Annotated in this window: 20 protein-coding genes; 12 read left to right on the top strand and 8 right to left on the bottom strand. The window is 64.8% G+C overall.

The genetic code is table 11. The features are described from left to right. The first annotated feature begins 16 nt into the window (after window positions 1-16). Together ribA and Spa11_RS04995 are read left to right on the top strand one after the other, a co-directional pair. A complete protein-coding gene (gene ribA / locus Spa11_RS05000; protein WP_145108807.1) occupies window positions 17-1,231 on the top strand; it encodes a GTP cyclohydrolase II in 1,215 nt (404 codons plus the stop codon). Window positions 1,232-1,304: 73 nt separating this feature from the next. Beyond that, window positions 1,305-1,769, top strand: coding sequence for a hypothetical protein (locus Spa11_RS04995; protein ID WP_145108804.1), 465 nt, complete (start codon window positions 1,305-1,307; stop codon window positions 1,767-1,769). 47 nt (window positions 1,770-1,816) lie between these two features. Here Spa11_RS04995 and Spa11_RS04990 read toward each other — a convergent pair whose 3' ends face one another. The 4 genes from Spa11_RS04990 to Spa11_RS04980 all read right to left on the bottom strand — a co-directional run bounded on the left by Spa11_RS04990 (window position 1,817) and on the right by Spa11_RS04980 (window position 5,547). Beyond that, window positions 1,817-2,809 carry a hypothetical protein gene (locus Spa11_RS04990; protein WP_145108801.1) on the bottom strand — a complete coding sequence of 331 codons (993 nt, stop codon included), beginning with the start codon at window positions 2,807-2,809 and terminating at the stop codon, window positions 1,817-1,819. A 182-nt stretch (window positions 2,810-2,991) separates the two neighbouring features. Continuing rightward, window positions 2,992-4,071 carry a hypothetical protein gene (locus tag Spa11_RS04985; RefSeq protein WP_145108798.1) on the bottom strand — a complete coding sequence of 360 codons (1,080 nt, stop codon included), beginning with the start codon at window positions 4,069-4,071 and terminating at the stop codon, window positions 2,992-2,994. An 83-nt stretch (window positions 4,072-4,154) separates the two neighbouring features. After that, on the bottom strand, window positions 4,155-4,352 hold the full coding sequence (locus Spa11_RS23195) for a hypothetical protein (protein WP_231933148.1): 198 nt from the start codon (window positions 4,350-4,352) through the stop codon (window positions 4,155-4,157). Window positions 4,353-4,473: 121 nt separating this feature from the next. Further along, window positions 4,474-5,547, bottom strand: coding sequence for a DUF1570 domain-containing protein (locus Spa11_RS04980; protein ID WP_145108795.1), 1,074 nt, complete (start codon window positions 5,545-5,547; stop codon window positions 4,474-4,476). A 193-nt stretch (window positions 5,548-5,740) separates the two neighbouring features. Between Spa11_RS04980 and Spa11_RS04975 the strand changes: the two genes are divergently transcribed. After that, the gene (locus Spa11_RS04975; RefSeq protein ID WP_145108792.1) at window positions 5,741-7,096 is read left to right on the top strand and encodes a hypothetical protein; all 1,356 of its coding nucleotides are present in this window, start codon (window positions 5,741-5,743) and stop codon (window positions 7,094-7,096) included. Between the two features lie 125 nt (window positions 7,097-7,221). On the opposite strand, the gene Spa11_RS04970 is transcribed toward Spa11_RS04975, so the two are convergent. Continuing rightward, window positions 7,222-7,821, bottom strand: coding sequence for a hypothetical protein (locus Spa11_RS04970; RefSeq protein WP_145108789.1), 600 nt, complete (start codon window positions 7,819-7,821; stop codon window positions 7,222-7,224). 264 nt (window positions 7,822-8,085) lie between these two features. Between Spa11_RS04970 and Spa11_RS04965 the strand changes: the two genes are divergently transcribed. From Spa11_RS04965 to Spa11_RS04925, 9 genes are all read left to right on the top strand, one after another. After that, window positions 8,086-8,673 carry a hypothetical protein gene (locus Spa11_RS04965; RefSeq protein ID WP_145108786.1) on the top strand — a complete coding sequence of 196 codons (588 nt, stop codon included), beginning with the start codon at window positions 8,086-8,088 and terminating at the stop codon, window positions 8,671-8,673. Window positions 8,674-8,750: 77 nt separating this feature from the next. Continuing rightward, window positions 8,751-10,460, top strand: coding sequence for a flotillin family protein (locus tag Spa11_RS04960; RefSeq protein ID WP_231933146.1), 1,710 nt, complete (start codon window positions 8,751-8,753; stop codon window positions 10,458-10,460). A 563-nt stretch (window positions 10,461-11,023) separates the two neighbouring features. After that, the gene (locus Spa11_RS23190; protein ID WP_145108783.1) at window positions 11,024-12,265 is read left to right on the top strand and encodes a type II secretion system protein GspG; all 1,242 of its coding nucleotides are present in this window, start codon (window positions 11,024-11,026) and stop codon (window positions 12,263-12,265) included. A 439-nt stretch (window positions 12,266-12,704) separates the two neighbouring features. Beyond that, on the top strand, window positions 12,705-14,489 hold the full coding sequence (locus Spa11_RS04950; protein WP_145108780.1) for a SulP family inorganic anion transporter: 1,785 nt from the start codon (window positions 12,705-12,707) through the stop codon (window positions 14,487-14,489). Window positions 14,490-14,682: 193 nt separating this feature from the next. After that, a complete protein-coding gene (locus tag Spa11_RS04945) occupies window positions 14,683-16,137 on the top strand; it encodes a sulfatase family protein (RefSeq protein ID WP_231933141.1) in 1,455 nt (484 codons plus the stop codon). A 260-nt stretch (window positions 16,138-16,397) separates the two neighbouring features. Further along, a complete protein-coding gene (locus tag Spa11_RS04940) occupies window positions 16,398-17,321 on the top strand; it encodes a DUF4394 domain-containing protein (protein ID WP_197529751.1) in 924 nt (307 codons plus the stop codon). A gap of 189 nt (window positions 17,322-17,510) precedes the next feature. Then, window positions 17,511-18,470: a 4-hydroxy-tetrahydrodipicolinate synthase gene (dapA, locus tag Spa11_RS04935; RefSeq protein WP_145108770.1), complete on the top strand. Its 960-nt coding sequence runs from the start codon at window positions 17,511-17,513 to the stop codon at window positions 18,468-18,470. A gap of 125 nt (window positions 18,471-18,595) precedes the next feature. Then, entirely contained in the window at window positions 18,596-19,390 is a 795-nt protein-coding gene (locus tag Spa11_RS04930) for a 2,3,4,5-tetrahydropyridine-2,6-dicarboxylate N-succinyltransferase (RefSeq protein WP_145108767.1), read from the top strand. 151 nt (window positions 19,391-19,541) lie between these two features. Next, window positions 19,542-20,351, top strand: coding sequence for a dihydrodipicolinate reductase C-terminal domain-containing protein (locus tag Spa11_RS04925; RefSeq protein WP_145108764.1), 810 nt, complete (start codon window positions 19,542-19,544; stop codon window positions 20,349-20,351). A 63-nt stretch (window positions 20,352-20,414) separates the two neighbouring features. Here the strand turns inward: Spa11_RS04925 and Spa11_RS04920 are convergent, their stop codons facing one another. The 3 genes from Spa11_RS04920 to Spa11_RS04910 all read right to left on the bottom strand — a co-directional run bounded on the left by Spa11_RS04920 (window position 20,415) and on the right by Spa11_RS04910 (window position 26,278). Continuing rightward, window positions 20,415-21,095, bottom strand: a complete 681-nt coding sequence (locus Spa11_RS04920; RefSeq protein ID WP_145108761.1) for a golvesin C-terminal-like domain-containing protein — start codon at window positions 21,093-21,095, stop codon at window positions 20,415-20,417. Window positions 21,096-21,710: 615 nt separating this feature from the next. After that, window positions 21,711-24,872 (bottom strand): efflux RND transporter permease subunit, encoded by a 3,162-nt coding sequence (locus Spa11_RS04915; protein ID WP_145108758.1) that lies wholly within the window; start codon window positions 24,870-24,872, stop codon window positions 21,711-21,713. Next, entirely contained in the window at window positions 24,869-26,278 is a 1,410-nt protein-coding gene (locus tag Spa11_RS04910) for an efflux RND transporter periplasmic adaptor subunit (protein ID WP_197529750.1), read from the bottom strand. The genes Spa11_RS04915 and Spa11_RS04910 overlap by 4 nt, the downstream gene beginning before the upstream one ends. Between the last annotated feature and the right edge of the window lie 83 nt (window positions 26,279-26,361).

The raw sequence follows: 26,361 nt of genomic DNA, 5'->3' as shown, positions 1-26,361 counted from the left end.
TTACCCGTCCGTTCCCGTGCCGCACCGTTTCTCCAGTATTGAACAAGCCGTCGAAGCGATCACCGCCGGACGGGTCGTCATCGTCGTGGACGCCGAGGACCGCGAAAACGAGGGGGACTTCATCGCCGCCGGCGAGAAGGCGACCGCCGAAACGGTCAACTTCATGATCACCCACGGCCGCGGCCAGCTCTGCACGCCGATCCTTCCCGACGTTGCTCAGCGGCTGCGGCTGCCGCTGATGGTGGACGACGAGCTCAACACGGCGCCGCTTCGCACCAACTACACCGTCTCGGTCGATCATTGCACGGCGAAGACCGGCATCACCGCCGAGGAGCGGGCCACCGTCGTCCGCGCCCTGTGCGATGACCACGCCAAGCCCACCGACTTCGTCCGGCCCGGGCACATGTTCCCGCTCATCGCCAAAGAGGGCGGCGTCCTCCGCCGCGCGGGTCACACCGAAGCAGCCGTCGATCTAGCACGGATGGCGGGTCTCAAGCCGGCTGGCTTGTTGTGCGAGATCCTCAACGACTCCGGCGACCGCGCCGGCCGCGATGAGATGCACGCCCTCGCCGAACGGTTCGACCTGCCGATCATTACGATCGAGGACCTCATCGCCTACCGCCGCGTGCGTGAGAAGCTGGTTGAGCGCACCGCCGAGGCCGCGCTCCCCACGAAGCACGGCGTCGCCAAGATCATCGTCTACGGCGTCAAGTACGAAGCGATGGAGCCCGTCGCGATCGTCTTCGGCGACACGGCAGGCGCCGAGGCCCCGCTCGTCCGTCTGCACAGCAGTTGCTTCACGGGCGACGTGCTCGGCTCGCTGCGCTGCGACTGCGGCGACCAATTGCAGATGGCCCTCGCGCAGATCGGCGCCGATGGCGTCGGCGCGGTGGTCTACCTGCCGCAAGAAGGCCGCGGCATTGGCCTAGCGGCGAAGATCAAGGCCTACGCACTGCAAGACGAGGGGCTCGACACGGTCGAAGCGAACCTCGCCCTCGGCTTCAAGGTCGACTCGCGCGACTACGGCGTCGGCATCCAGATCCTCAAGGACCTCGGCATGTCGAAGATCCGCCTGCTCACGAACAACCCCAAGAAGCTCGACGCCGTCGTCTACGGCGGCTTTGACCTGGAGGTCGTGGACCAAGTCCCGCTCGCCGCCCCGGTAAACGAAACCAACGCGTCGTACCTCGCCACAAAGCGCGACAAGATGGGTCACACGCTTCCGCAGTGACGTGAATGCGGATTGCGGAATTCGGATTGCGGAATGACAGCGAGTCGCATCGTGTCAATGCGGAGGAATGTCGATGCTTGAATTACACGCCAACGTTTACGCGATTCCTGAAGGATCAATCAATGGGCCCGAAGTCGCTCTCCGTGGGTTGAATCTACCAACACTCCGCAGCACATCCGGCGGACCGCCCGCGTTCCTAGTAACGCTGCCCGTCAGCTTCGAACAGATGCAGGCCTCGCTGCTCGAACTGGAGCGCAGTGATTGCGAGCCCGACGGCTACTTCCTCATCACCGGCCACGAAGAGGGCGTCTTCTGGCGCCTCAACGGCCACATGCACGAGTACGACGGCCAGATGCACCGCGTCGAGCTCCACGGCGAATGCCCCACCGCGACGCTCGACAGCGTGTTACGCACGATGGGCTGGCCCGCTGTCGAGCTCGTCTTCGAGCTCGTGAAAGAGGGGGTCACACTGCGTGAAGCAGCGTTTCGCACGTGGGCTGACACAACCCGCATCGAAGCGACGCGACTCGCTCAATGAATAAGTGTTGTCATCGCATCGTGTCGATACGGAGACACAATTGTCACTCACCACTGATACCCCACCCGCAAACTCAATCCATCCAAGTAAACCTTCGACATCAGGTTCGAGTCCCACCACTGTGATTCGTACATGATACGCCCAACGAGATCGCCGCCCCAGCATTGACGGCGCATCTCGAGGCCAAATCCCGCTTCAAGGATCGACAGCGTGCCGTCGGCGACCTGCTGACCGGCGGCGTTTTCGACGTTGCCTCCCATGATCGAACCACGGCCAAAGCCGACGGCTGCGAACTGCGTCTTTGGCGAACGCCAGAACGGACGGTGGAGCGTCGCCGCGAGCCCCAGGCCACCGGCGTTGAGTTGCATCTCCGGGTCGATGCCAAACTGATAATTGAGCATCCCGGCGCGCGGGCCGACGCCGAGCACGATGCTGCTGTCGCCGATCCACACCCGCTGCGTGAGATCGAAGTCGAACTGAAAAGTCGTCAGGTTGGCGAGGCCTAGCTGGTTAGGACTGGTCGCCGTCTCGACGTACTCCAGGTCATTGAAATCAACGCCGCCGACGCGTAGTTCCATACCTCCTCCGTGGGAGCTCTCATGGCCGACGGTCAGCCGCACTCCTGCTGCAGCGTCGGTGTCACCATCGTGGTAGAAGGTCCGCGTTCCGCCCGCCCAATAGGGCTCGTAGATCAGCAGATCGACTGCCGCTGACCAGCCGGTGAACTGAGATTGTCGACACGCCACGCATGGCGTGTCGCAGTGCCCCTCGGTCGGACAGCCGTAGCCGATCGGGACCACCAGCCCGTTGGCGAAGAGTTGTTGCTCGGCAGCGACCGGATCATCTTCGGGCGCTGCGAAGACCGCTGCAGGATGCGCAGGCTGCATAGCGCCGGGGGGCACAATCAACATACCGTCTTCGGTGAGCGTTGCCCCCGGTTCGAACGGGCGCCCCTGATCGAAGGGTTGGGCGCCGCTGGCCATCGTCGCGAGGCAAGCAGCGACAATGGCCAGTAAGCCAGCGCGAGGGGCAATAATCATCGGCGAAAATTCTGCTAGCGACAAACGGCCCCCCGACCGGAACGCGTCGTAGCAAATTGGCAGTCCGCGCGGCGATAGAAGAAGTCTGTTGCTAGCAGTGTTCGCCGCTCGGTCTCCCAAAAAATACACGAGTCGCGGCGCCTACACGTCCAAGCGGCGCCGCGACCCGTGGGGAGAGTATTTCACTTCATCGCCGCCGCGGGACGCGTGGCGACGCTGTCGTCTTCGGCCGCTTCGGATTGGGCCTTGGCCAAAGCCTCGGACCGCCGTTGTCCAAGCTCCTTCAGCACCATCCGCAGCTCGGCGCCCGCGAGGCTCTTGACGGTAGCTTGCTCGATCATCGGTTCAATCACCGTCGCCAGACGCTTGAGCGACGGGCTGAGCAGCGTCAGGTCGGCGACGAGTCGCTGGGCCCGCTCGAAGACAACTCGCGCCTGCTGCAAGTCGTCTTGGAGGCCGACGATCAGGTCGAACGTATCGAAGGCGGCTGGCAAGTCGTCGGTCTTGGCGATGACCACGTCTTTGAGCCGGATCAGCTCGTCGAGCCGGGTCTGCGACGCGGCGACCGCCAGCAGCGGCGAGTTCAATCGCGACTCCATTCGCAACAGCCCCTCGAGCGCCGCGTTCGCCGAAGCGACGCCGGCCGTCCGAGAAGCGATCGTCTGCTGCATATCGACGAGCTTGTCCACACTCCGCAGCGACGCTTCGGTGAGCCCTTGCGCCTCGCCGAGCCGCGACGAGAGCCGTTCGACCTCGGTTACCGCCGGCGCGAGGCGGCCCGCGCGGTCGATCGCATTCTGCAGGTCGTCCGCCACTGGCTGGAGCATCACGAGCGTCTGGTTCGTGGCGTCGAGCAGGCGGGCCTGCTCACGGGCGCGATCCGAAATCACTTCGAGCCGGTCGAGCTTGGCGATCGCATGCTCGGCGTCGGCGAGGCCGCGCGTCATCTTGCGGTCGAGCATTGCGAAACGCTCCAGCGACCGCTCTGCCGCTGTGATTAGCGACTCTTGCTGCGTCAGCTCGGCCAAGAGCCCCGTCGCCTGCCGCGCGACGGGCCCCTTCGACTTCAGCTCGGCGATCGTCGCCTCGAGCCGCGCGACCTGTCGCTGCATGCGGTCGAGGTCGGCCGACATCGGCTTCACGACGGCGGCTTGCAGAAACAAGAGCGGCGTCGCCAGCGCCACCGCCAGAGGCGCCCATAGGGCCGCGTAGCTGAGAGGTCGACTAGCGACTGACGTATCGTTAACGATAGAAGCGGCCACGGTTGATCTCCGTATCGGGGGCCTCGCGGTGAGGTCTTGGTCGGCCGCCACCGACCGGCAAAGGTTCCGTGCCTTGCCTGACGCTAGCTATCGGCGGACTTCTCCCAGTCCTCCAAGTCGAAGAGCACGCTTTCACCGCTTTCACTGCCGTCGCCGCCCCCAGCGGGCCCCACGACAGCAACGACCGTCACCAGCCGGACGACAAGAACCCGCAGGGCGGGGGGAGCGCGGATTGCGGATTCGGAATGAGCCGTCGGCGCTAGCCGCGGGTGGCGCCACAAACCGCACACCCACTCGTGTTGATCTGAGCCGTGGGCGGTAGCCCTCAGTGGAAGTCGGGTGCCAACTCCACCGAGGGCTAGCGCCCGCGGCTCAGACGCCAACTGCTGGTTCGCCGAACCTTCAGCGCAAACCCTTCATGAAACTCATGAAGTGCGAGTCGAGCAGTTCGAGGTCCTCGCCGAAGACGCGGCGGAAGTCGGCGACGCGATCGGCGGCGGCGTACTTGGAGAACAGGGGCCGGTCAGCGGTGAGCGTCAGGTAATCGGCGTACTGCTGCGGGCGGGTCTCGCTGAGGAAGAACGTCAACGCCCAGGCTTCGGCGTAAGCGTGGATCGGCATCCGCTCGAACGCTTGGTCCGAAGCGATGTAGGTCTCGAGATTCCCTAGCGGCAGGTTCGGGACGACGCTGTTCGTGAAGTCGTACAGCCGGCCGTAGTTGACTCGGCTGTCGCCCCGGTCGTAGCTGCGGGCGTCGTGGACGCCGCGGGCCTCGAACATCATGGCGAGCCCCTCGCTGACCCACCGCGGGCCCGAAGCGAAGCGGGTGTGGACGCCCACGTTGTAGGCGGTCTGGTGCGTCGCCTCGTGGATAACGGTCGAAGCCGTCTCGTCCCAGCGATCGTCGCCGCCGGCCGAGCTCTGGTCGTAGAGATAGACGCGGTTGGTGCGGGGCTCGTAGTGCCCCAGCGCCCCGCTCGGCGCGCCGGACGACGATTTTGACACGTAGCGCTCGTACTCGCTGCGATTGCCGAACACGATCGCCACCAGTGGGTAGGGCGGCTCCTCGGGCTGGAAGCCGCGCACGCGGAAGTAGCGGACAAACGAACGGTAAAGGTCTTCGAAACGGTTGGCCCATTCGGCGTGCTCGCCGCGTGGGTGGGCGACGAGGTAATGGCCCGTCGAGGTGTAGTCGAACCGGCTGCCGAACTCTCCGTAGAGCCGCTGCCGCATCTCTTCGCTCGTGTAGCCTTGAAAGGCGGGCGCCGTGCGGCGGGCCTGCTTTGCATGGCTGGGGGCGAACTCGTGCAGCTGGCCGTCGCGGGACAGGAGGACCATCGTGGCGTCGGTCCAAGTGAGCGGCCGGCCCTCCAGCAGCGTGCCGCCCACGGTCGCCTGGAACATGAAGTCCGCCGCCGACGCCAGGCCGGCGGCCGACAACGCCGTGAGCAGAGCAAGAGTGATGAGCGGACGCATCGGGAGGTCGATCAAGCGGGGCGGCGTCGGCGAGCCGCCCGCAGCGGCCCCCTATCGGCAAACCTACGCCGCCACGGCCACGCCAGCCGGGGAGGCCGGCCAAGACCCCGCGGGCCTTCCGTGCTTAGAATCGTCAAAACCGCCGCCACCCTTCCGCCGCTACTCGCCGCTGCCGTGCCGGAGACGACGACCCATGCGACTCTTCTTGATCGGCCTCGCTCTCGCCCCGTTCGCATTGCTCCTGGCCGCGCCCGCCTTCGCCGACGAGTTCGACGACGACGTGCTTGTGCAACTCGAAGAGTTGGGCTCAGCCAATGCCGTCGACCGCCGAGCGGCCGAGGCGGCGCTGGTCGAGCTCGCAGGCGAAGCCCCGGACAACGCCGAACGCGTCCTCGCCCAGCTGCCCGCGGCGAATGCCTCGATCCCCGCCGAAGTCCTAGCGGCGATCGAGCGCGTGCGGATCCGTATCCAACGCGACGTCGCCCGCCGCGCGACGGCGGCGTCGACCGTGACGATCGAAGCCATCCAGCAGCCAATCGGCGAGGTCCTAGAAGAGTTCACTCGCCAGACCGGCGCCAAGTTCCATGACCAGCGCGAAGCTTTCGGCAACAATGCCCCGCCGATCCTGGTGACGCTTTCGCTCACGGAAGAGCCCTTCTGGCAAGCGATCGACAAGCTGCTCGACGAGGCGGATCTCTCCGTTTATCCCTACGGCGAAGAGGGGGAGGTGACGCTCGTCCCGCGCGAGGAGGGCACCCGCCTACGCAGCCGCGGCGCCGTCTACGCGGGGCCGTTCCGTTTCGAGCCCCTCAGCCTCGCAGCGACGCGCGGCTTACGCGATGATTCGGCTTCGCGGCTCGATCTGGTGATCGAGGCGGCATGGGAGCCGCGGCTGCGGCCGATCGCGATCGTGCAGGCGCTGCGTGACGTGACCGTCACCGGTTCGGACGGCAAGCCGCTATTGCCGCGGATGCCCGACCAGACGATCGCGATGGAAGCCAGCCCCGGCGAGCAGGCACTGACGCTGACGCTTTCGATGCAGCTCCCCGGGCGCGACGTCAGGCGGATCGAGAGCGTCGCCGGCCAACTCACCGCGATGATCCCCGCCACGCGCCGCGAGTTCCGCTTCGAAAAAATCGGCGCCGCAAAGTTTCCCATCGTTCAGACCTTCGGCGGCGCCGCGGTAACGGTCACACGTTTCCGGAAGGCGAATGACATCTGGGAGCTGCACATGCGGTTACGGCTCGACAATGCGGGCGACTCGCTCGCCTCGCACCGCGGCTGGGTCTTTCAGAACCCGTCGTACCTTCTCGACGCCGAAGGCAAACGCTACGACCAAGTCGGCTTCGAAACCACGATGCAGAGCCAGAACGAAGTGGGTTTGGCGTACCTGTTCGACCTCGGCGACGGCGAGTTATTCGATGACGAGCCCGCCGACGACAAAGAGCCGAAATTGAATCCTGAAGTACTCACCTGGGTCTATGAAACACCGACGGGCGTTTACACCGCGCCGATCTCGTGGAAGCTCGGGCCGCTGGAGCTGCCGTAGCAGAGGAACTACGACGAGCGAACCATCCCTTTGCTTCTGAGCCGTGGGCGGAAGCCCTCGGTGGGGAGTAGGTACCCGACGCCCACCGAGGGCTACCGCCCACGGCTCAGACGTCTTGGTGGTAGTTACCCCAACTCCACAATCGGCAGCCCTCCCGCGCGCAGGTCGTCGAGCATCGCCGCCACCTGCGCCGGGTCACTAGGGTCGAACTTGCGGACCGTCGCGGCAACTTGGTCCGCCATGGCTCGTCGGCCTTGTTTTTCGAGGCACCAGGCTAAGCCGCGAGCGGCTTCGTGCCAGGCGGCGTTCGACGGTTCGGCGCCGAGGAGCGGGCCGGGGCAGCTGGCCGCCGTCAGCGCCTTCTCACCGAGTTGGAACGCGTACCCGAAGTGCCCCCGCGCGAGCTCGATGTCGGCGGGCTTTGTCTCGTCGGTCTCGAGCGCGATCTGGCCGAGCAGCACGTGGGCTTCGAGCAGTTCGGGGCAGGTCGACAGCAGGAAACGCAACTCGTCGGTGGCGATCTCGAGCTCGCCGTGCTCGAGCATCTCGTGGACCTCGGCGATGTCGTCCGACATCTCTTCAGCGCTCGGCGGCGGGACGAGGGCCCAACCGCGGTCGCCGTCAAGCTTCCGTAGTTTTAGCGCCGAGCCGCCTCCGCCGCCGCCCTTGGAGCGGTAGCCGGACTTCTTGCCGCGGTACGGTTTGGAGGGGCGGCGCTTGGCCATCGGGGCTCGGTAGATGGTTGCTCTGATCGGGTCGCACGGGTCGCAGCGGACAGAGCGTACCGGCCAGCGGGCCGCGGCGGGAGCGGCGCCGGGGGTGGAAGAGCTAAGTTTCTTTGACGGGGGACCCCAGAAGGGGGACAATCCGCGCCGCTGCGGGCTTTTCCGGAGCCAATCGCGGCAAGATCGCTCCTCCTCCGACGAAACACTGCCGACAACCGCCCGGCGTGGCGCGGACCCGTTAGTCTCCCCGGCGAGGCCCGTCCGATGAACCTCGAAAGCCTGTTCCTCTACTTCGCGATCGGCGGAGGCGTCGTGCTGCTGTGGCAGCTCGTGATGATGATCTTTGGGGGCGACGATGGCGGCTTCGACGACGCGCCGGGAATCGATCCGGGGGGCGACGACGCCGGCGTCTCGGACGCGTCGGGCTTCTGGTTCTTCGAGATGATTTCGCTACGGACGCTCGCCGCCGCGGCGACGTTCTTCGGCCTCGTCGGCGGCGCGGCGAACGCGACCGGCGCTTCGGCGGGCGTATCGCTCGCGCTGGCGGGCCTCGCTGGTTACGGCGCCATGTACGCCGTTTACTGGGCCTTCAAGCAAATCTTCCGCTTCGAAACGCAAGGCAACGAAGACGTTTACAACGCGATCGGCCAGACGGCCGAGGTGTATATCCCGATTGCCGAGTCCAACCGCCGAGCGGGAAAGGTCCAGCTCACGATGCAGGGCCGCACGGTTGAATACCAAGCACTGACGGACTCCGACCACCCGCTCGCCACGGGCTCCAAGGTGTTGGTGATGGACGTGGTTTCCAACGACACCGTCAAAGTCGCGCCGCTACGGATCAACGCGCCATAGGAAACTCCAATCGCGCCCGAAGACAATCTTAAATTAATCAACCGCAAAGAATTGCCCACAAGTTAAGGAACAACCCCATGGCGCTCGCTAACCTCTCGCTCACGATGCCCCCGATTGCGGCGATGAATTTTCCGCCTGGCGTTTGGGCCCTTGGAATCATCCTGGCGGGCGTAGCTATACTGGTAGCGCTCTTCGCCTTCATCAAAGCGACGTTGAAGCGCTGCAGCTCGAACCAGGTGCTCGTCAAGTACGGCATGTTCGTCGGCGGCGGGAAGACCGCCAAGACGATCCACGGCGGCGCTACCTATGTGATCCCCTTCGTGCAGGGCTTCCGCTACCTGAGCCTCGAGCCGATCCAGATCGAGATCCCGCTCCGCGGCGCGCTGTCGGGCGAGAACATCCGCGTCAACGTGCCGAGCGTCTTCACCGTCGCCATCGGCACCCAGCCGGAGGTGATGAGCAACGCCTCGATCCGCCTGTTAGACCTGGGCACGAACGAGATCCGCAAACAGGCCGAAGAAATCATCTTCGGTCAATTGCGGCAAGTGATCGCGTCGATGCGGATCGAGGACATCAACCGCGACCGTGACACCTTCCTTCAGCACATTCAAAACTCGGTCGAGCCCGAGCTGAAGAAGATTGGCCTCGTGCTGATCAACGTCAACATCACCGACATCACCGACGAGTCGGGCTACATCGACGCCATCGGTCAGAAGGCCGCCAGCGAAGCGATCCAGCAGGCGCGTGGCGACGTCGCCGACGAGTTGCGGAAGGGTGAGATCCGCGTCGCCGACGCCGAGCGTGAGAAGGCCGTGAAGGTCGCCGACGCCACGAAGCTGCGCGAGATCGGCACCCGTGAGGCCGAGCGCGAGCAGGCGGTGCGTCTCGCCGAGTTGCTCAAAGAGCAGACCGTCGGTGAGAAGGCCGCCGAACGTGACCGGGCGATCGAGGTCGCCATGATGCTCAAGGAGCAGACGGTCGGCGAGCAGACGGCCGAATTCGAGCGCGAAGTCCAAGTTAAAGAAGCCGAGCGGCAGAAGCGTATCGCCATGGCCGAAGCGGACGCCACCGCAGTCGATGGTGAGAATATCGCCGCCGCAAGGGTCGCCAAGTCGCAAGCCGAGTTGCTCGTCCAAAGGGCCGAGGCCTACCACCGCGGTGAAGCAGCGAAGCGTGAAGCGGAAGCCTCGGTTATCGAGGTGCAGAACCGCGCGATGGCCAAGGCCGCTCTCGCGGAGGCCGAACGCGTCGAGGCCGAGAAGCGCGCCGAGTACGAAGCGGTCGCCAAGGCCGAGAAGGCGCGGCTTATCGTCCAGGCCGAAGCCGAGGCCGAGCGGATCAAGCTCGAAGCCAACGCCAACGCCGCGGCGGTCTACGCGAAGCTCGAAGCGGAGGCCCGCGGCCAGTACGAGATCCTCGCCAAGAAGGGCGAGGGCCTCAAGCAGATCGTCGCCGCGTGCGGCGGCGCCCGCGAAGCGTTCCAGCTGATGATGCTCGAGCACCTCGACACGCTGGCCGAGACCTCCGCCAAGGCGATCTCGAACATCAAGTTCGACAAGGTCGTCGTCTGGGAGAACGGCTCCGGCAAAGACGGCCGCTCGAACACGGCCGACTTCCTGCAAGGCATGACGGGGACGCTCCCCCCGATGATGCAGGTGCTCCGCGACGTCGGCGGCATCGAGGTGCCCGAAAGCCTCGCGCGTTTCATGGGCGGCGACAGCAAAGAGAAAGAGCCGGTCGCCCCAACGCCGAAGGCCGAAGCCAACGGCGCCACGAGCGAGAACTAGCCACAAAATCGACGGCGAGGCTCGCGACGTTAGTCGTCGGTGGGAAGCGGGTCTTAGCTTCCCACCCACGATTAACATCGTGGGCTCGCCGCTATCGATCCGCCCCGCTTCGCAGCGTGAACACAACGTTCACGCTGCGGGCGGTTGTGGTTAGAATGCGGCGATGGAGACCGACAGCAACAGTGCCGGCGTCCACCGAAACCTAACCGGTTGGTGGTGGACGACTCTTGCCATCATCACCTGGCTCACAGCCTGCAACTCGGGAACCGCGAACGAACCTCCGAAGCCAATCGAAGTCTCGGTAGAGACCACGTTTATCACCGAACCGATCGCGTCCGATGGCTTGCCCGATTACGCCGGAGCTGTCCTCAATCGCTTGGGCCGTGACGTTAAACCCGAAGACAACGGCGCCGTCATTCTTTGGCGTGCCGTTGGCGTCGATCTGCTGAACTTCCAAGAGAAGGCTTTGCTCTTCACCGAACTAAGGTGCGACTTACCACGGGGCCGCGACTCCCTCAAGCCTCTGCCCACACTTAGATCGTTGGGCCACGGTGCACTCAGTGATGCTCGGGCGGGACAAGTCTTTGGTTCCCGGCCTTGGAGAGGAAGCGATTTTCCCGGAACTCTCGGAATGGCTGGAGGCCAACCAAGCAGGCTTAAACCTACTCCGATCCGTTGTGAAGTGCGATCGCTACTACAACCCCTCACCAAGCTTACTCAGCAAGCCGCCTCATCCACTGCTGAATACCAACCTCTGTGGCGTTCTTGCGATGCGGCGCGCCGTCATGTGTTTAACTGTTGAGGCCGCATGTCACGAGACTGTTGTAGGAACCGCTAACGCCAATGTAGAGAGCATCCGCAAATTAGCAGAATTCTCGCTCGATGACTTTTCCGCTATTTCGACGCTTGAGGGATTCCGATACCTGCAAGCTGCAGATCGGCTAGAGCTACTAACGTTTCAGGATGCTACCGATGGTAAAGATGCTTCCAAAGTGGTGGCAATGCTACAAGCTAGAGCTGACCGCCCTGTCATGTGGGCGCCGCAATTCACTCTCGACGAAACTCTCTTGATGCTAGACACAGTCGTACGAGAGTTTTCTGAGCGACCGACGCCGGGTAAGCTTCGACCTGAAGGAGACATGCATCGCCGTGGAGACGTGCATGAACTGTGGTTGGAAGGCTTCTTCGACGCAAACCAAACACTGAGAGTAACTGTAAGCTACTGGAATAGGCTCAAAGAAATTGCATCCATTCCGGATTCGGTTGCGCGAAGAGTGGCATATTCAAATTTCGTAGAAGATCTCAGAAGAATCGATCATGCAGCTTTGAAAGCGAAGTCATTGCAAGAAGGTCACGCACCAGCGATCGCTAACGGAGAAGTCGTAGGCGCGATTTTTGTAGCGAATCTTTTCCCGGACGCGGGAGCTGTCTTTGACGCTGCCGATTCGACTATCGCGAGGCAACGCCTCACCCTCCTCGCCGCTGCCCTCAAGCTCCATCAACTCCGCCACGGCGAGTACCCCGACGCGCTCGACGCCCTCGCGCCCGATCCACTCGCCGAGATCCCGCTCGACCCGTTCACCAACGAGCCGTTTGTCTACGAGCGGCGCGACGAGGGTTTTGCGATCTGGAGCCTCGGCCGCAACGGCGTCGATGACGGCGGCAGCGATCAATCGGGCGAGTTCGTCGATGGCGAGTACGCGCCGATCGATTGGACCGGCGAGCGCCCCAAGCCCAACGGGCCCGATGATGTTGTGGTGCGGCTTCCGGCGCCGACGCTGGAGTTGCCGGGCGCTGGTAGGTAAGTGGGGTGGGTAATTGCTCGTGGCGCGGTCCGAGGGCTACCGCCCACGGCTCAGACGCCTCGTGGGGTTTCGAGCGCCGTTGGGTCTGAGCCTCGGGCGCTAGCCCGGGGAGTGAATCGGGGCGCCGCTCGCCTCATCCCCTACGATTTCGCCCCCTTTTCTCGCCGCCGCTCTAGCCGTGACGGCGACGTTAGGCTAGGGTTGTCGCATCGAAACGAAGAAAGCTGTCCCGCCAAAGCCTCCCTCCCTGCCTCGAATGCCCGCACGACTTCCTTAACGAAGCCGCTTTCTCTTGGCGTTCCCCCCCTCTCGGCCCTCCCGGCCGATGACCCTGTCCGCGCGCAGCGTCTCGTCGCTCGACGGACCCCCTCCCCTTCGGCGTGCTAGCCCAATCAAGGCGGCCGGTGCGCTCCCGCCCCGCAAGAAGTACGGAATCACGATGCTCAATCTGTTTGCCCTCCGCGAACGCAACATCAAGAACGATGTCCTCTCCGGCGTCACGGTCGCCCTGGCGCTGGTGCCCGAAGCGGTCGCCTTCGCGTTCCTGGCCGGGGTGTCGCCGGTCGTCGGCCTTTACTCGGCGTTCTTCCTCGGCCTGCTGACGGCGGTGTTCGGCGGCCGGCCCGGCATGATCTCCGGCGCCACCGGCGCGATGGCCGTCGTCATCGTGACGCTCGTCGCGAAGTACGGCGTCGAGTACCTGTTCCCCACGGTGATGCTCTGCGGCCTGATGCAGGTGCTGGTGGGCATGGGTCGGCTGGGGATGCTCATCCGCATGGTGCCGCACTCGGTGGTGCTCGGCTTTGTGAACGGCCTCGCGATCGTGATCTTCATGGCGCAGCTCGGCAGTTTTCAGACAATCGACGACGCGGGCCGACTCACTTACATGCAGGGGCCGGCACTGGCGATCATGGGCGGCCTCGTGCTGCTGACGATGGCGATCATCTGGCTGTTGCCCAAGCTCACCCGCGCGGTCCCGTCGTCGCTGGTGGCGATCGTGACGGTGACGTTGATCGCGTCGGTCTGTAACCAGACGCTCGACAAGGGGCTGGCGGCCGAGAACCAATCGAAGGTCGTGCTGACCGTCGGCGACATGCTCTATACCAAAGCGAAAGCCCAGGCCGCCGCCACGGCGATCGGCGCGCCGGCCGATGGCCACGGCGCCGTCGCGACCGAACTCGACGACGCCTCGATCGCCGCGGCGCAGGAGTCCATGGCGGCGATCGACCCCGCTTCGGTGAGCCTCGCGGCCGGCCTGCCACTGCCGTTCTTTATGGAGTCGGTGCTGCCGCCGCTGACGCTCACGACGCTATGGATCATCCTGCCGTACGCGGTGGTTCTGGCGGCGGTGGGTTTGATCGAATCGCTGATGACGCTGACGCTCGTCGATGAGATCACCGAGACCCGCGGCAGCGGCAACCAAGAGTGCGTCGGGCAGGGCGTCGCCAACCTCGTCTGCGGCTTCTTTGGCGGCATGGGTGGTTGCGCGATGATCGGCCAGTCGCTGATCAATGTGAACTCCGGCGGCCGCGGCCGGCTGTCGGGCATCGTCGCCGCGGTGTGTCTGTTGGCGTTCGTGCTGTTCCTCGCGCCGTGGATCGAGCTGATCCCGATGGCCGCGTTGGTGGGCGTCATGTTCATGGTCGTCATCGGCACGTTCGAGTGGGCCAGCCTGAAGATGATGCGCAAGGTGCCCGTGAGCGATTACCTCGTGATGCTGCTCGTCGCCGGCTACACGGCCGTCATGCACGACCTGGCGACGGCGGTGGTGCTCGGCGTGATCGCTTCGGCGCTGGTGTTCGCCTGGCAGCACGCCAAGCACATCGGCGTCGACATCAAGCACAACGAGTTCGGCAGCAAGATCTATCAGCTCCACGGTCCGCTCTTCTTCGCGTCGGCGACCTCGTTCAAGGAGCTATTCGACCCGGCGAGCGATCCCGACGATGTGGTGATCGACTTCTACTACACCCGGGTCTACGACCAGTCGGGCCTGGAGGCGATCAGCGCGCTAGCGGATAAGTACCAGCAGCACGGCAAACGCCTGCACCTGACGCACCTTAGCGCCGAGTGCCGTAAGTTGCTGAAGCGCGCTGGCGACCTCGTCGAGGTCAATGTGTCCGAGGACCCGCAGTACCACGTGACGACCGAGCGGATCAGCCCACTGCTGACGATCACGGGGCAGGCGCCAGCGGACGAGGAGCCGAACTACGCGTTGAACGCATAGGGCTATGCCCACCGAGGGCTTGCGCCCACGGCTCAGACGCGGCGAGATGGCGACGTGCTGTTTCGTCTGAGCCCCGGGTGCTAACCCGGGGTGGCAATCGATCTCCGCTACCGTAATGCTAATCCTTAGCGCGAGGGTTCTTGTCCATCGACACGGAACGCCGCCACCTTTTCTTCTTCTTCGAGATTCGATCGTGACGACGCTAATCCGAACGGCCTGCCTTGTGCTGGCTGCCGCGTTGTTGCCTGCCGTGACCGCTCAAGCGACGTCGGCTCGGGCCACGCCCAATGTCGTGGTGATCTTCATCGACGACATGGGTTACGCGGATATCGGGCCGTTTGGCTGCGAGTCGTACCCGACGCCGCATCTCGACCGCATGGCCGCCGAGGGGCGGGTCTTTACCGACTTCCATGCCGCGACGGCCGTCTGTAGCGCGTCGCGCGCGGCGCTGATGACAGGGTGCTACCCAAGCCGCGTAAGCATCCAAGGCGCGCTGTCGCCCGGCGCCCGGCACGGGCTGCACCCCCACGAGACAACGATCGCCGAGGTCTGTAAGTCGCGGGGCTACGCCACCGCGTGCTTCGGCAAGTGGCACCTCGGCCACCTGCCAGAGTTCTTGCCGACCCGCCAGGGCTTCGATGAGTATTTTGGCCTGCCGTACTCCAACGACATGTGGCCCTACCCGCCGGGGCGGGAGGACCTCGAGCACGGCAGGCGGGGCAACTACCCACCGCTGCCGCTCTATAAGGGCGAGCGGATCGTCAATGTGAATCTCACGCCCGCCGATCAAGCCCTGCTGACGACGCAGTACACCGAGCGCGCCGTCGACTTCATCGACCGCCACGCCGGCAAGCAGCCGTTCTTCTTGTACGTGCCGCACACGATGGTGCACGTGCCGCTCTACGTGTCAGAGAAGTTCGCCGGCAAGAGCGGCGCCGGCCTCTACGGCGACGTGGTGATGGAGCTCGATTGGTCGGTCGGCGAAATCCTCGCCGCGCTCGAGCGCGGCGGCGTCGGCGACGACACGCTGGTGGTGTTCACTTCTGACAACGGCCCGTGGATCAACTTCGGCGAGCACGCCGGCTCGGCCGGTCCGCTGCGCGAAGGCAAGGGGACCATGTGGGAGGGCGGCTACCGCGAGCCCTGCGTGATGCGCTGGCCGGCGCGTATCCCCGCGGGGACGCGGTGCGACGAGTTCGCCACGACGATGGACCTCTTGCCGACGATCGCCGGCATGATCGGCGCCGAGCTGCCCGAGCGCAAGATCGACGGCAAGGACATCCTCCCCGTGATGACCGGCGACGCGCCGTCGCCACACGAGGTCTTCTACTGCTACTACGACCGCCAGCTGCGCGCGGTGCGTGACGCACGCTGGAAGCTCGTGTTGCCGCACCAGTACCGGACCCTCGCCGGCCGTTCCGGCGGCAAGGACGGCTTCCCGGTCGAGTACGAGCAGTCCCGCGCGGGACTCGAGTTGTACGACCTCAAGAACGACGTCGGCGAGACGACCAATGTCGCCGCCGAACACCCGGAAATCGTCGCGCGCCTACAAGGACACGCCGAACAGGCGCGGAGGGAGTTGGGCGACGAACTGACGAAGCGCAAAGGGAGCAACGTGCGACCGTCGGGCCGCGCAGCACGGTCGTAGTTCGAGGGGTCCCCTCCGATCAACTAGGGGGAAGAGCGACCACCCCATGATGGCAGTCGAGAGACGATTTCTTGCTTGTTGCGCAAGCAAGCAGGTCGCCCGCGAGTCAATCGCCGGTGTGGTTTAGGGGTTTCGCGCCGAGTTTTCGCGTTTCTGTTGCCGAAGCCAATCTGCCACTTCGTGAAGCCCGTACGGTGTGAGGGTCGGCAATCCTGCACGGCTCCGTCTCTCCCCTCCCGACACTCTGAATGGAACAGCTCATGACTCGGTTTTTCTTTGGTGGCGTCCGCCTCGCTTTGTGTTTGATGGCCACCCATTTCGTTGCCTCTTCTGCCCAGGCGGAAACCCTCTACGGGATTTCGAGTTTTGTCTCGGGACAAGACAATCAGCTCTACACGATCGACAGCGACTCTCGCTCGGTAACCTCGAATGTCGTGATCCAGCGGCCCGCCGGTATCGATCCGTTGGAGCCGTTCTCGTTGCGTAGCATCGACGTCCGTCCTTCAACGGGCGAGTTGTACGGCATCGGCTTCAACGACAACCAGCTCTACACGATCAATACGACCAGCGGCGCCCTGACGCCGATCGGTGCGCCGTTGCCAGTCTCCGGAGCCATCGACTTTAACCCGACCGTGGACTTGGTTCGGCTCATCGGCCGAGGAAGCAACACCAACTACCGAATCAGCCCGGTCGACGGCTCGGTGGTCAGCCTCGATGGTTTGCCCACCTTCGACGCGGGCGACGCCAACTTTGGCGACACCCCCGACATCCGCACGATCGGTTACACCAACAGCGTCGCCGGGGCGACCAGCACCACGCTCTACGATTTGGATGTTGTCAACGACATCCTGGCGACCCAAACCCCCGCCAACATGGGCAATCTCCAGACCGTGGGACCGCTTGGCGTCAACCTCGCCAGTGGGTTCCTCGGTAGTGGGTTTGCCGGATTCGACATCAGCGGGGCGACCGGAACCGCCTACCTGACGAGCGCCAACCCGAACCAGGCGACGAGTCTGTACATGGTTGACTTGGGAACGGGCGCTGCATCGCTGCAGGGAACGGTCTCGGGGCTCATCGGCCAAGGCGTGATTGCCGATATCGCGGTCGCAGCGGTACCGGAGCCGACCTCGGCGTTGCTCGCCGCAGGCGGTCTGGCCCTGCTTGGAGTCCGTAAGCGCCGCTGAACTATCGCTCGGGTGTGACAGCTCTCCGGTGTCCGAAGCCCCCGCCGTGCCCTGCACGGCGGGGGCTTTTTCGTGCGGGACTATTGGCGACCCCGTAGGCCGATTCCAGCCGCCGTGTTAAACTGCTCGGCTTCGCGCAGGTGGCTCGTCGTCGTGCGCAGCAACGCTCCCGCTCCCCCGCTTCCCGCCATGATCACGCCCGACCAGCTCCGCGGCGCCCACGTCGCCCTTCTCACCCCGATGAAGCCGGTCGGCTCGCTGATGGGGATCGACTTCCACCGCGTCTACAAGCTGATCGACTCGGTCCTCGAAGCGGGCGTTAGCGGCGTCCTCTTCGCCGGCACCACGGGGCAGTCCGCCATGCTCAGCCACGACGAGCAGGTCGACCTCTGCACCCGCGGCATCGAGTACGCCCGCGCGAAGGCGGCCCAGCAGGGACGCAGCGTCACGTGCCTCGCCAGCGCGGGCTCGAACTCGACCGACGAGGCCCTGCACCTCAGCGAGCGGATCACCAAGGCGATCCACCCCGACGCGCTGCTGCACGTCACGGGCTATTACAACAACCCGCCGCAAGAAGGCCTGCGGGCGCACTTCGAGGCGGTCGGCGACCTGGCCGAACGGCTCGACACCTCGATCATCCTCTACAACATCCCCGGGCGCACCGGCAGCCGTATCGAGGCCGAGACGATGATCCGCCTCGCCGAGCACCCGGCGATCGCCGCGGTGAAGGACGCGACGGGCGACCTGGCGATGCTCGAGAAGGTCCGCGCGGCGACCGACCCCGAGACCTTCTCGCTGATGTCGGGTGAAGACCACTTGGTGGTCGAGGTGATGCGTCGCGGCGGCGTCGGCGTGATCAGCGCGTCGGCCAACCGCTGGCCGCGCGAGTTCCAACGCATCACCGAGCTGGCGGCCGCCGGCGAATGGGACGCGGCGGAAGAATTGCAGAAGGCGCTGCAGCCGTGCATCGACGCGGTCTTCTGCGTGAAGAACCCGATCCCGCTGCACCACATGCTCCGCGCCGGCCTGCGGATGCCGCTGGTGACGGTCGATCAGCTCGACGCCCCGAACCGCGAAAAGGCCCTGGCGACGATCAAGGCGGCCGAAGCGATCGCCGAGTTCCCGCACCTCGAAGCGGCCGCTGTCTGAATTTACGAATTGGACGCGGATGCACGGGGATATAAAGGATTAACGCGGATACGCCCGTAACTTAAATCCTTTCCGATCTCTTCAATCCGCGTCAATCCGCGTCCCATTCTTTTTTTGATTGATAGATGGACATCCAAACGTTAGCTGCGCGCGTCGACGAAATTTGGGCCGGTGAGGAAGCGGCTGACGCGCGCGAGCTCGTGAAGCAAGCGCTGGACCTCTTGAACTCGGGCGCGATCCGTGTCGCCGAGAGGGTTGGCGGTGAGTGGACGGTCAACGAGTGGGTCAAGAAGGCGGTGCTGTTGCACTTCCGTTACTCGGACAACCGCGAGATGACCGCCGGGCCGATCGAGTGGTTCGACAAGGTCGCGCTAAAGACCAATTGGCGTGAGGCGAAGGTCCGCAGCGTGCCGACGGCGATCGCCCGCTACGGGTCATTCATCGAAGAGGGCGCGGTGCTGATGCCGTGCTACATCAACATCGGCGCGCGGGTCGGCGCGGGGACGATGATCGACACGTGGAGCACCGTCGGCAGCTGCGCGCAGGTGGGAAAGAACTGCCACATCTCGGGCGGCGTCGGCATCGGCGGCGTGCTCGAGCCGCTCCAAGCGAGCCCCGTCATCATCGAGGACGACGTCTTCTTCGGCGCCCGCGGCGAAGCGGCCGAGGGCGTCATCATCGAAGAGGGCGCGGTCCTAGCGATGGGCTGCTACGTCGCCGGCTCGACGAAGATCTACAGCGTCCCCGAAGGCCGCGAGTTGCCGCCGGGCCGCATCCCCGCGCGGAGCGTCTGCGTCCCCGGCGCCCTGGCGTCGCGCGACGGCTCGCACCAGACGTACGCGATCATCATCAAGAAGTACCGCGACGAACGCACCGACGCGCGCACGGCGCTAACGTCGATCCTCCGCGAAGGCATCTAGCCGAAGCAAATGACCAATGACCAAGCCCCAATGACTAATGAAGTAGCGAAACACATTGGTCATTGCGGCTTGGTCATTGGTCATTAGTTTTCTCAGTGCGTCCTCCGTGTCCTCAGTGCCTCCGTGGTAAACCAAAGAGAAGCAAAGCCCGATGGCGACTCCGATCTTCATGGCTGGCCTTCCCGGCAAGATGGCGGCGGAGACCGCGGCGCTAGTCGCAGCTTCGGACGACTTCGAGCTCTTCGATATTGGCCTGTCGAGTCCCGTTCATGAGGGCAAGACGATTGCGATCGGCGATCGGAAGATCGGCCTCGTGGCGAGTGATTCGCTCGCCGCTGTCGCGTTGCCGGCGGACACGCTGGCGGTCGATTACACGACTCCCGACGCGGCTCTTGATAATGTCCGCTGGTATGTCGAGAACGACGTGCCGTTTGTGATGGGCACCACGAGCTTCGATCTTGATGAAGCGAAGCGCCTCGTGGCGGCGTCGGGCGTGTCGGCGGTGATCGCCCCGAACATGGCGGTTCCGATTGTGCTGATGCAGGCCGCCGCGCGGTGGCTGGCGGCGGAGTTCCCCGGCGCGCTCGCCGGCGCGGAACTCAAGGTCGTCGAGAGCCATCAGGCGAACAAGCGTGACACCAGCGGCACGGCGAAGGCGCTCGTGGCGTCGGCCAATGGCCTCGGTGTGCCGTTCCCCGTCGACGACATCGAGAAGGTCCGTGACCCCGCACGACAACAGAGCGAGGTCGGCGTGCCCGCCGAGCACCTCGCCGGCCACGCCTTCCACCGCTACGAACTGTCCGCCGCCGCGGGCACCGTCCAGCTCGTGCTCGAACACAACGTCCTCGGCCGTCGCGTCTATGCGGAAGGGACCCTCGCGGCGCTAAGGTTCTTGCAGCAGAGGCTCGCCGCGGGCTCGCGTGGCGAGGTGTTGACGATGGAGGACGTGCTGCGGGGTTGAAGCAAAAAAGCGGCGCCGGTCGTTGGGGACCGGCGCCGCTCCATTAGAAAAAAGATAGCGCTCTCAGTGAGTGCGCCCGCGAAGGCCAAGCAGCCCGATTGCAGCCCCGAACGTTAGAGCGACCGAGGTGGGCTCGGGCACTCGCTCGAACATTGCCGCGGAGGCACGCATCGAGACAAACGTGTTCGATCCAGCAGTCTGTGCGAGCGTGTAGACGACACCAGCGGATAGGTTGGCCTCACCGAGCAGGATCCACTCGCCGCCGGTGTTATTCTGGTCGAGGGACACCGAAAACAGATCCCCGCCAACCTCCGAGAGCGTGAACGTGGTGTCGCCACCGGAAACGTTTGTCGTCTCTGGCCAAGTTGCGTAGACACGGTATGCCCCGGACACGCCGCCTGTTAGGCCGAAAGCGAAATCGCCATCATCGTTGAGCGCCGTGCCCGTTGCGAGGGCAAGGTTATCGGCGTCGACGCCGGGTGCGTACCGATAGAGGTAGGTGTCGGGGTCATTCACTCCGTCGCCACCGAAGATGCTATCGCCCCCCGTCAGGCCAACGGTCGGCGATGCGATGCTCGAGCTGGCAGTTGTTGTGTCGCCACCGAAACTGAAATTTGGGCTGGGAGTGAATGGGCCATCATCCGCCCCATCGGTGTCGATCTCGATGAGAAAAGCAGCATTCGCCACGTTTGGCCCCGCCATAATGGCGAGGCAAAGGGAGACGGCGATCGGTGTCCACTTCATGAGTCACTCCTCAAGTGTATGGCTTAGAGATAAGGCGACGCCCGCTTCATGATCCTTTCTGAGACTAGCCAACCTTCGGGAGAGGATCAACAAAAGTTGATCCACGCCTGTGAGATGCTATCCGTCGCAATGAATTCGCTGCCGACACGACGGACCTGGTTGGACCTACCAAGTTCAGCCTTACGGCTCTTCACCGAAAGCCTCTTTCTCAAAGGGGTAATCGAGGGACGCCGCCCTCCGGCGAGCCACCCCTACGCCGAGGCGCCAAATGTAAGACGGCCCTATCAGCGGGCCCCAGCGTTCGAACTGGCGGACGTGAAATTGCTTGTGCGCGTGCGCAATTGCGAGAGCCGGTTCGAAATGGCCAATGACCGACTGCCGATAAGGTGGCGGCACAGCACACGCCTAGCTGCGAGTAAGGCGATTCGTCTTCGAAGCCGCCAGAACGTCCCGTACGTGAGGGATCGCCAGGGTCATCTCTACGAGCGGAAGAAGGTGGTCGAGGTCAAGACTCTCTTGGGAGTCGTGTCTGCCACTACCGACAGGGAGCATGAGAGCCGACGACTCACGTCGCCGGCTCACCGTTGTTCGAATCCGCAGAGTTACCTGCCGCTTCTACGCCGTGCGTTCCGCCTTCTTGCGTCCAAAAACGCCGCGGAGCAGGACGTAGAACACGGGCGTCAAGAACAGGCCCATGATCGTCACGCCGAGCATGCCGCTGAACACGGCGGTGCCCAGCGCGCGGCGCATCTCAAAGCCGGCGCCGGTGGCGATCAACAGGGGGATCACGCCGAGGACGAAGGAGAACGCCGTCATCAGGATTGCCCGCAGCCGCAGGCGGCAGGCTTCGACGGCGGCCTCGAAGCGCGTCTTGCCCTGGTCCTCGAGCGCCTTGGCGAACTCGACGATCAGGATCGCGTTCTTGCACGCCAGGGCGATCAGCACCACGAAACCAATCTGCGTGAGGATGTTGTTGTCCATGCCGCGGAACCAGACGCCGCCGATCGCGAACAGCAGACAGAGCGGAACGATCAGGATAATCGCCAGCGGTAGTACCCAGCTCTCGTACTGGGCCGCGAGCGTGAGGAACACGAACACCACACACAGCGGGAAGATCAAGAGCGCCGTGTTGCCGGCCGCCTTCTCTTGGTACGCCAGATCGGTCCACTCGTAATCGAAGCCTTGCGGCAGCGTCGTCGCGGCGATGCGCTCGAACGCGGCGATCGACTGCCCCGTGCTCGTGCCGGGGAGCGTCACACCGTTTACGTCGGCCGAGGGGAAGAGGTTGTAACGGACGATGCGGTCGGGTCCGATGCGTTCTTTCATCGTGAGGATCGTCCCCAGCGGCACGATCGCGCCCGACGCGCTGCGGGTCCGCAGGCGGAGCACGTCGCTGAGCTCGTCGCGGTACTCAGCGTCGGCCTGGGCCGTGACGCGGTAGGTGCGGCCCAGGTAGTTGAAGTCGTTGACGTACAACGAACCCAAGTACACCTGCAGCGTGTCGAAGACGTTCTGCATCGGCACGTCGAGCTGTTGGGCGCGGGTGCGGTCGATGTCGGCGTACAGCTGGGGCGTGTCGGCGCGGTAAAACGAGAAGGCGGCCGCGATGCCCGTCGCGGGGCCGGCCTCTTGCATCGCGGCGCCGACGAACGCGTTGGTCGTATCGCCGAGGGCTTGGTACCCGGCGCCGCCGCGGTCCTGGACGTACAGCTTGACGCCGCCTGCGTTGCCGATGCCACGCACCGGCGGCGGGGCGAGCACACGGATGTCGGCCTCTTGGATCTGGCTCAGCTTGGCCTGGAGTTCCTGCTGCAGGACGTTGATCTCGCGGCCACGCTCGGCGCGCGTGCCGGCGTCTTCGAGCGCGGTGAAACACGCGGCGACGTTGGTGGCGTTCGTCCGCGTTGCGCCGGAGAAGCCCGCAAACGCCACGGCGTTGTTGATGCCGTCGATATCCAAGGCGATCTCGCTGACGCGGCGCACAATTTCGTCCGTGCGGGTAAGCGACGCGCTGTCGGGGAGCTGGATCGTGACGATCAGGTAGCCCTGGTCTTGCTCGGGGATGAAGCCCGTCGGCACCAGATCGAAGCTGTACCGTGTCGCCACCAGGAGGCCGCCGTAAATAATCAGCATGACGAGGCCCATGCGGACAAACCGCCTCACGGTCCCCGCATAGAGGTTGCTGCCGAAGTCGAAGACGCGATTGAACGGCCGGAAGAACCAGCCGAACAAGAGGTCCATGCCGCGGGTGAAGAGGCCGGGCTTGGCGTCGGACGGTTGCAAGAGCAACGCGCACATGGCCGGCGTCAGCGTCAGCGAGACGAAGGCGCTGATGACGGTCGCCACGGCGATCGTCACGGCGAACTGCCGATAGAACTGTCCGCTGATGCCCGCCATGAAGGCCGTCGGCACGAAGACCGCCACGAGCACCAGCGCCGACGCGATGAGCGCTGAGCCGACCTCGGTCATCGCGGTGCGCGTCGCCTCGCGCGGGCTCATCCCTTCGTGGATCAACCGCTCGACGTTCTCAACCACGACGATGGCGTCGTCCACGACGATGCCGATCGCCAGCACGAGGCCGAACAACGACAGACTGTTAAGGCTAAAGCCCAGGCCGCTCATGATCGCGAAGGTGCCGATCAGCGAAATCGGGATCGCCACCACGGGGATGAGGGTCGCCTGCCAACGCTGCAAGAAGATGAACACCGTCAGCACCACGAGGATGGTCGCTTCGATCAGCGTACGGAACACCTCCTCGATCGACTCCTCGACGAACCGCGTCGGGTTGTAGGCGATGCGGTACTCCAGACCGTCGGGGAAGTTTTTCGACAGCTCCTTCACGGTCTTCTCGACCTCGTGGGCCGTGTCGACGCCGTTCGTGCCCGGGCGGGCGAACACCAGCAGGGCCACGGCGTTGTTGCCGTCGAGGTAGCTGTTGACCGAGTAGTCCTGAGCGCCCAATTCAATCCGCGCCACGTCCGACAGCCGCGTCAGGCGTCCCTCGGCGCCGCGCTTGATGACGATTTGGGCGAACTCCTCCGCGGTGCGCAAGCGACCCTGACTCGAGATCGTTAGCTGAAAATCGGTCGGCTCGGGGAGCGGCGTCTGGCCGATCTTGCCGGCGGCGACCTGGACGTTCTGCTCGCGCAACGCCGCGACCACGTCGCCCGCCGTCAGGTCGAGCGACGCCAAGTGCTCGGGGTCGAGCCACACCCGCATCGAGTACTCCGAGCCGCCGAAGACGCGCAGCTCGCCGACGCCGTTGATGCGCGACAATGCGTCGCGGATCTGCAAGTAGGCGTAGTTCGAGATGTAGACCTGGTCGCGCGAGCGGTCCGGCGAGATCAGGTGGACCACCATCAGCATCTCGGGCGAGCTCTTCTGCGTCACCACGCCGCCGCGGCGCACCTCTTCCGGCAGACGCGGCAGCGCGCGGTCCACCCGGTTCTGTACGAGCACCTGGGCCTGGTCGACATCGGTGCCGAGCTCGAACGTGATCGTCAGCGACATCGTGCCGTCGGGAGTCGATTGCGACTCCATGTAGAGCATCCGCTCAACGCCGTTGACCTCTTGCTCGATCGGCGTGGCGACGGTCTCGGCGACGGTCTCCGCCGTGGCGCCCGGGTAGGTCGTCGTGACGACAACCGTCGGCAGCGCGATCTCCGGGTATTGCGACACCGGGAGCGTGTAGTAGCTGATCGCGCCCACGAGGACGATCGCGACCGACAGCACCGTCGCGAAGATCGGCCTGTCGATAAAGAAGTGAGCGAACTTCATCGTGCCTTCGCCCCCTTCTGAGCGCGTGTCAGCGCCGCGTCGGGGGTGGTGTTGATCGGAGTCATCGCCGGCCGCAGCCACTCCTCGGGCGCCACGGGCTCGTAGGTGTCGGGCAGGCCGAGGTCGTCGCCCGCGACAATCTCCTCGACGGTCACTTTCACTTCGGCGCCGGGACGGCAACGCTGCAGGCCTTTGACGACCACGCTCTCCGACCCGTCGAGGCCGCCGGTGATAACGCGCAGGTCTTTCGAGATCGCGCCGGTCGTGACGGGGCGGCGCTCGAGCTTGTCGCCTTCGCCGACGATGTAGACGAACTTCGCCGCTTGGTCGGTCGCGACCGCCGAATCGGGGATCAACACCCGCGGGCCGGGCTCGCTGCCGGGGATCTGCAAGCGAACGAACACGCCGGGCACGAGCTCTTCATCGGTGTTGGCGAAGATAGCCCGCGCCCGCATCGAGCCCGTAGCCCGATCGACGCGATTATCGACGAAGTCGATGTAGCCCTTGTGCGGATAACCCTCCTCATCGATCAGCGCCATGTAGGCGGGCGTCTTCACGTCGCGCGAGCTCTTGCGCTGGGTGGTCTGGTCCAGGCGGATGTACTTGAGCAATGCCTGCTCGTTGCAATCGAAGTAGACGTGGATCGGGTCCATCGAGACGATCGTCGTCAGCGGCATCGCGCCGAGTCCGCCCGTTACGAGGTTTCCCTTGGTGATCATCCGTCGGCTCACCCGCCCGCGGATCGGCGCGGTGATGCGGCAGTAGCCGAGGTCGAGCTCCGCTGCGGTGAGGGCCGCTTCGGCCGTGGCGATCGAGGCGACCGCGGCGTTGACGGCGGCCTTAGCGGATTCGATCGCCGCGTCGGCGGCGGCGGCGTCGGCCTCGGCCTGACGCGCCGCGGCGACGTACTCGTCGTAGGCGTCTTCGCTGATCGCGCCGCGCGGGACGAGCGGCTTCGCCCGGTTGAGCTGCGTTTGTGCGAGTTCCAGTCGGGCCGAGACTTGCTGGCGGCCGGCTTCGGCCTCACGGACCTGGGCTTCGGCTTGGCGGTGGCGAGAGTGGGCCTCTTCGAGCAAGGCCTTTGCCTGATCGACCGCCGCCTGGTACGGCCGCTGGTCGATGACGAACAGCAGCTGCCCCTCGTCAACGAACTGGCCCTCTTCGAAGTGATACGACTCGAGGTAGCCGCTCACCCGGGCGCGGACCTCAACCTCGTCCACGGGCGCCAGACGGCCCGTGTAGGGGTCCCAGTCGAGTGTCGAGAGAACCAGCGGCTTGGCGACGGTAACCTCGACGGGGGCGTTGGCGTTCGCTTGCGGGCCCCCGGGGGGCTTGGAACCGCACCCAACGGCCAGCACAGCCGCCGCGACCGCCAGCGGCCCGGCCAAACGGATCGGAAGAGTCACTACGTCTCTCAACCAGGGAGGAAGAAATCAGACGGCGAGGCGCAGGTCGCGCCGTTGGTGGGAAGCCGCCAGGAGCCGTTACC

Source organism: Botrimarina mediterranea (assembly GCF_007753265.1).
In the GTDB taxonomy this organism is placed as follows: Bacteria; Planctomycetota; Planctomycetia; order Pirellulales; family Lacipirellulaceae; genus Botrimarina; species Botrimarina mediterranea.
Note: the sequence above shows the minus strand (reverse complement) of the source record. Positions and strands in the feature narration are given on the sequence as shown.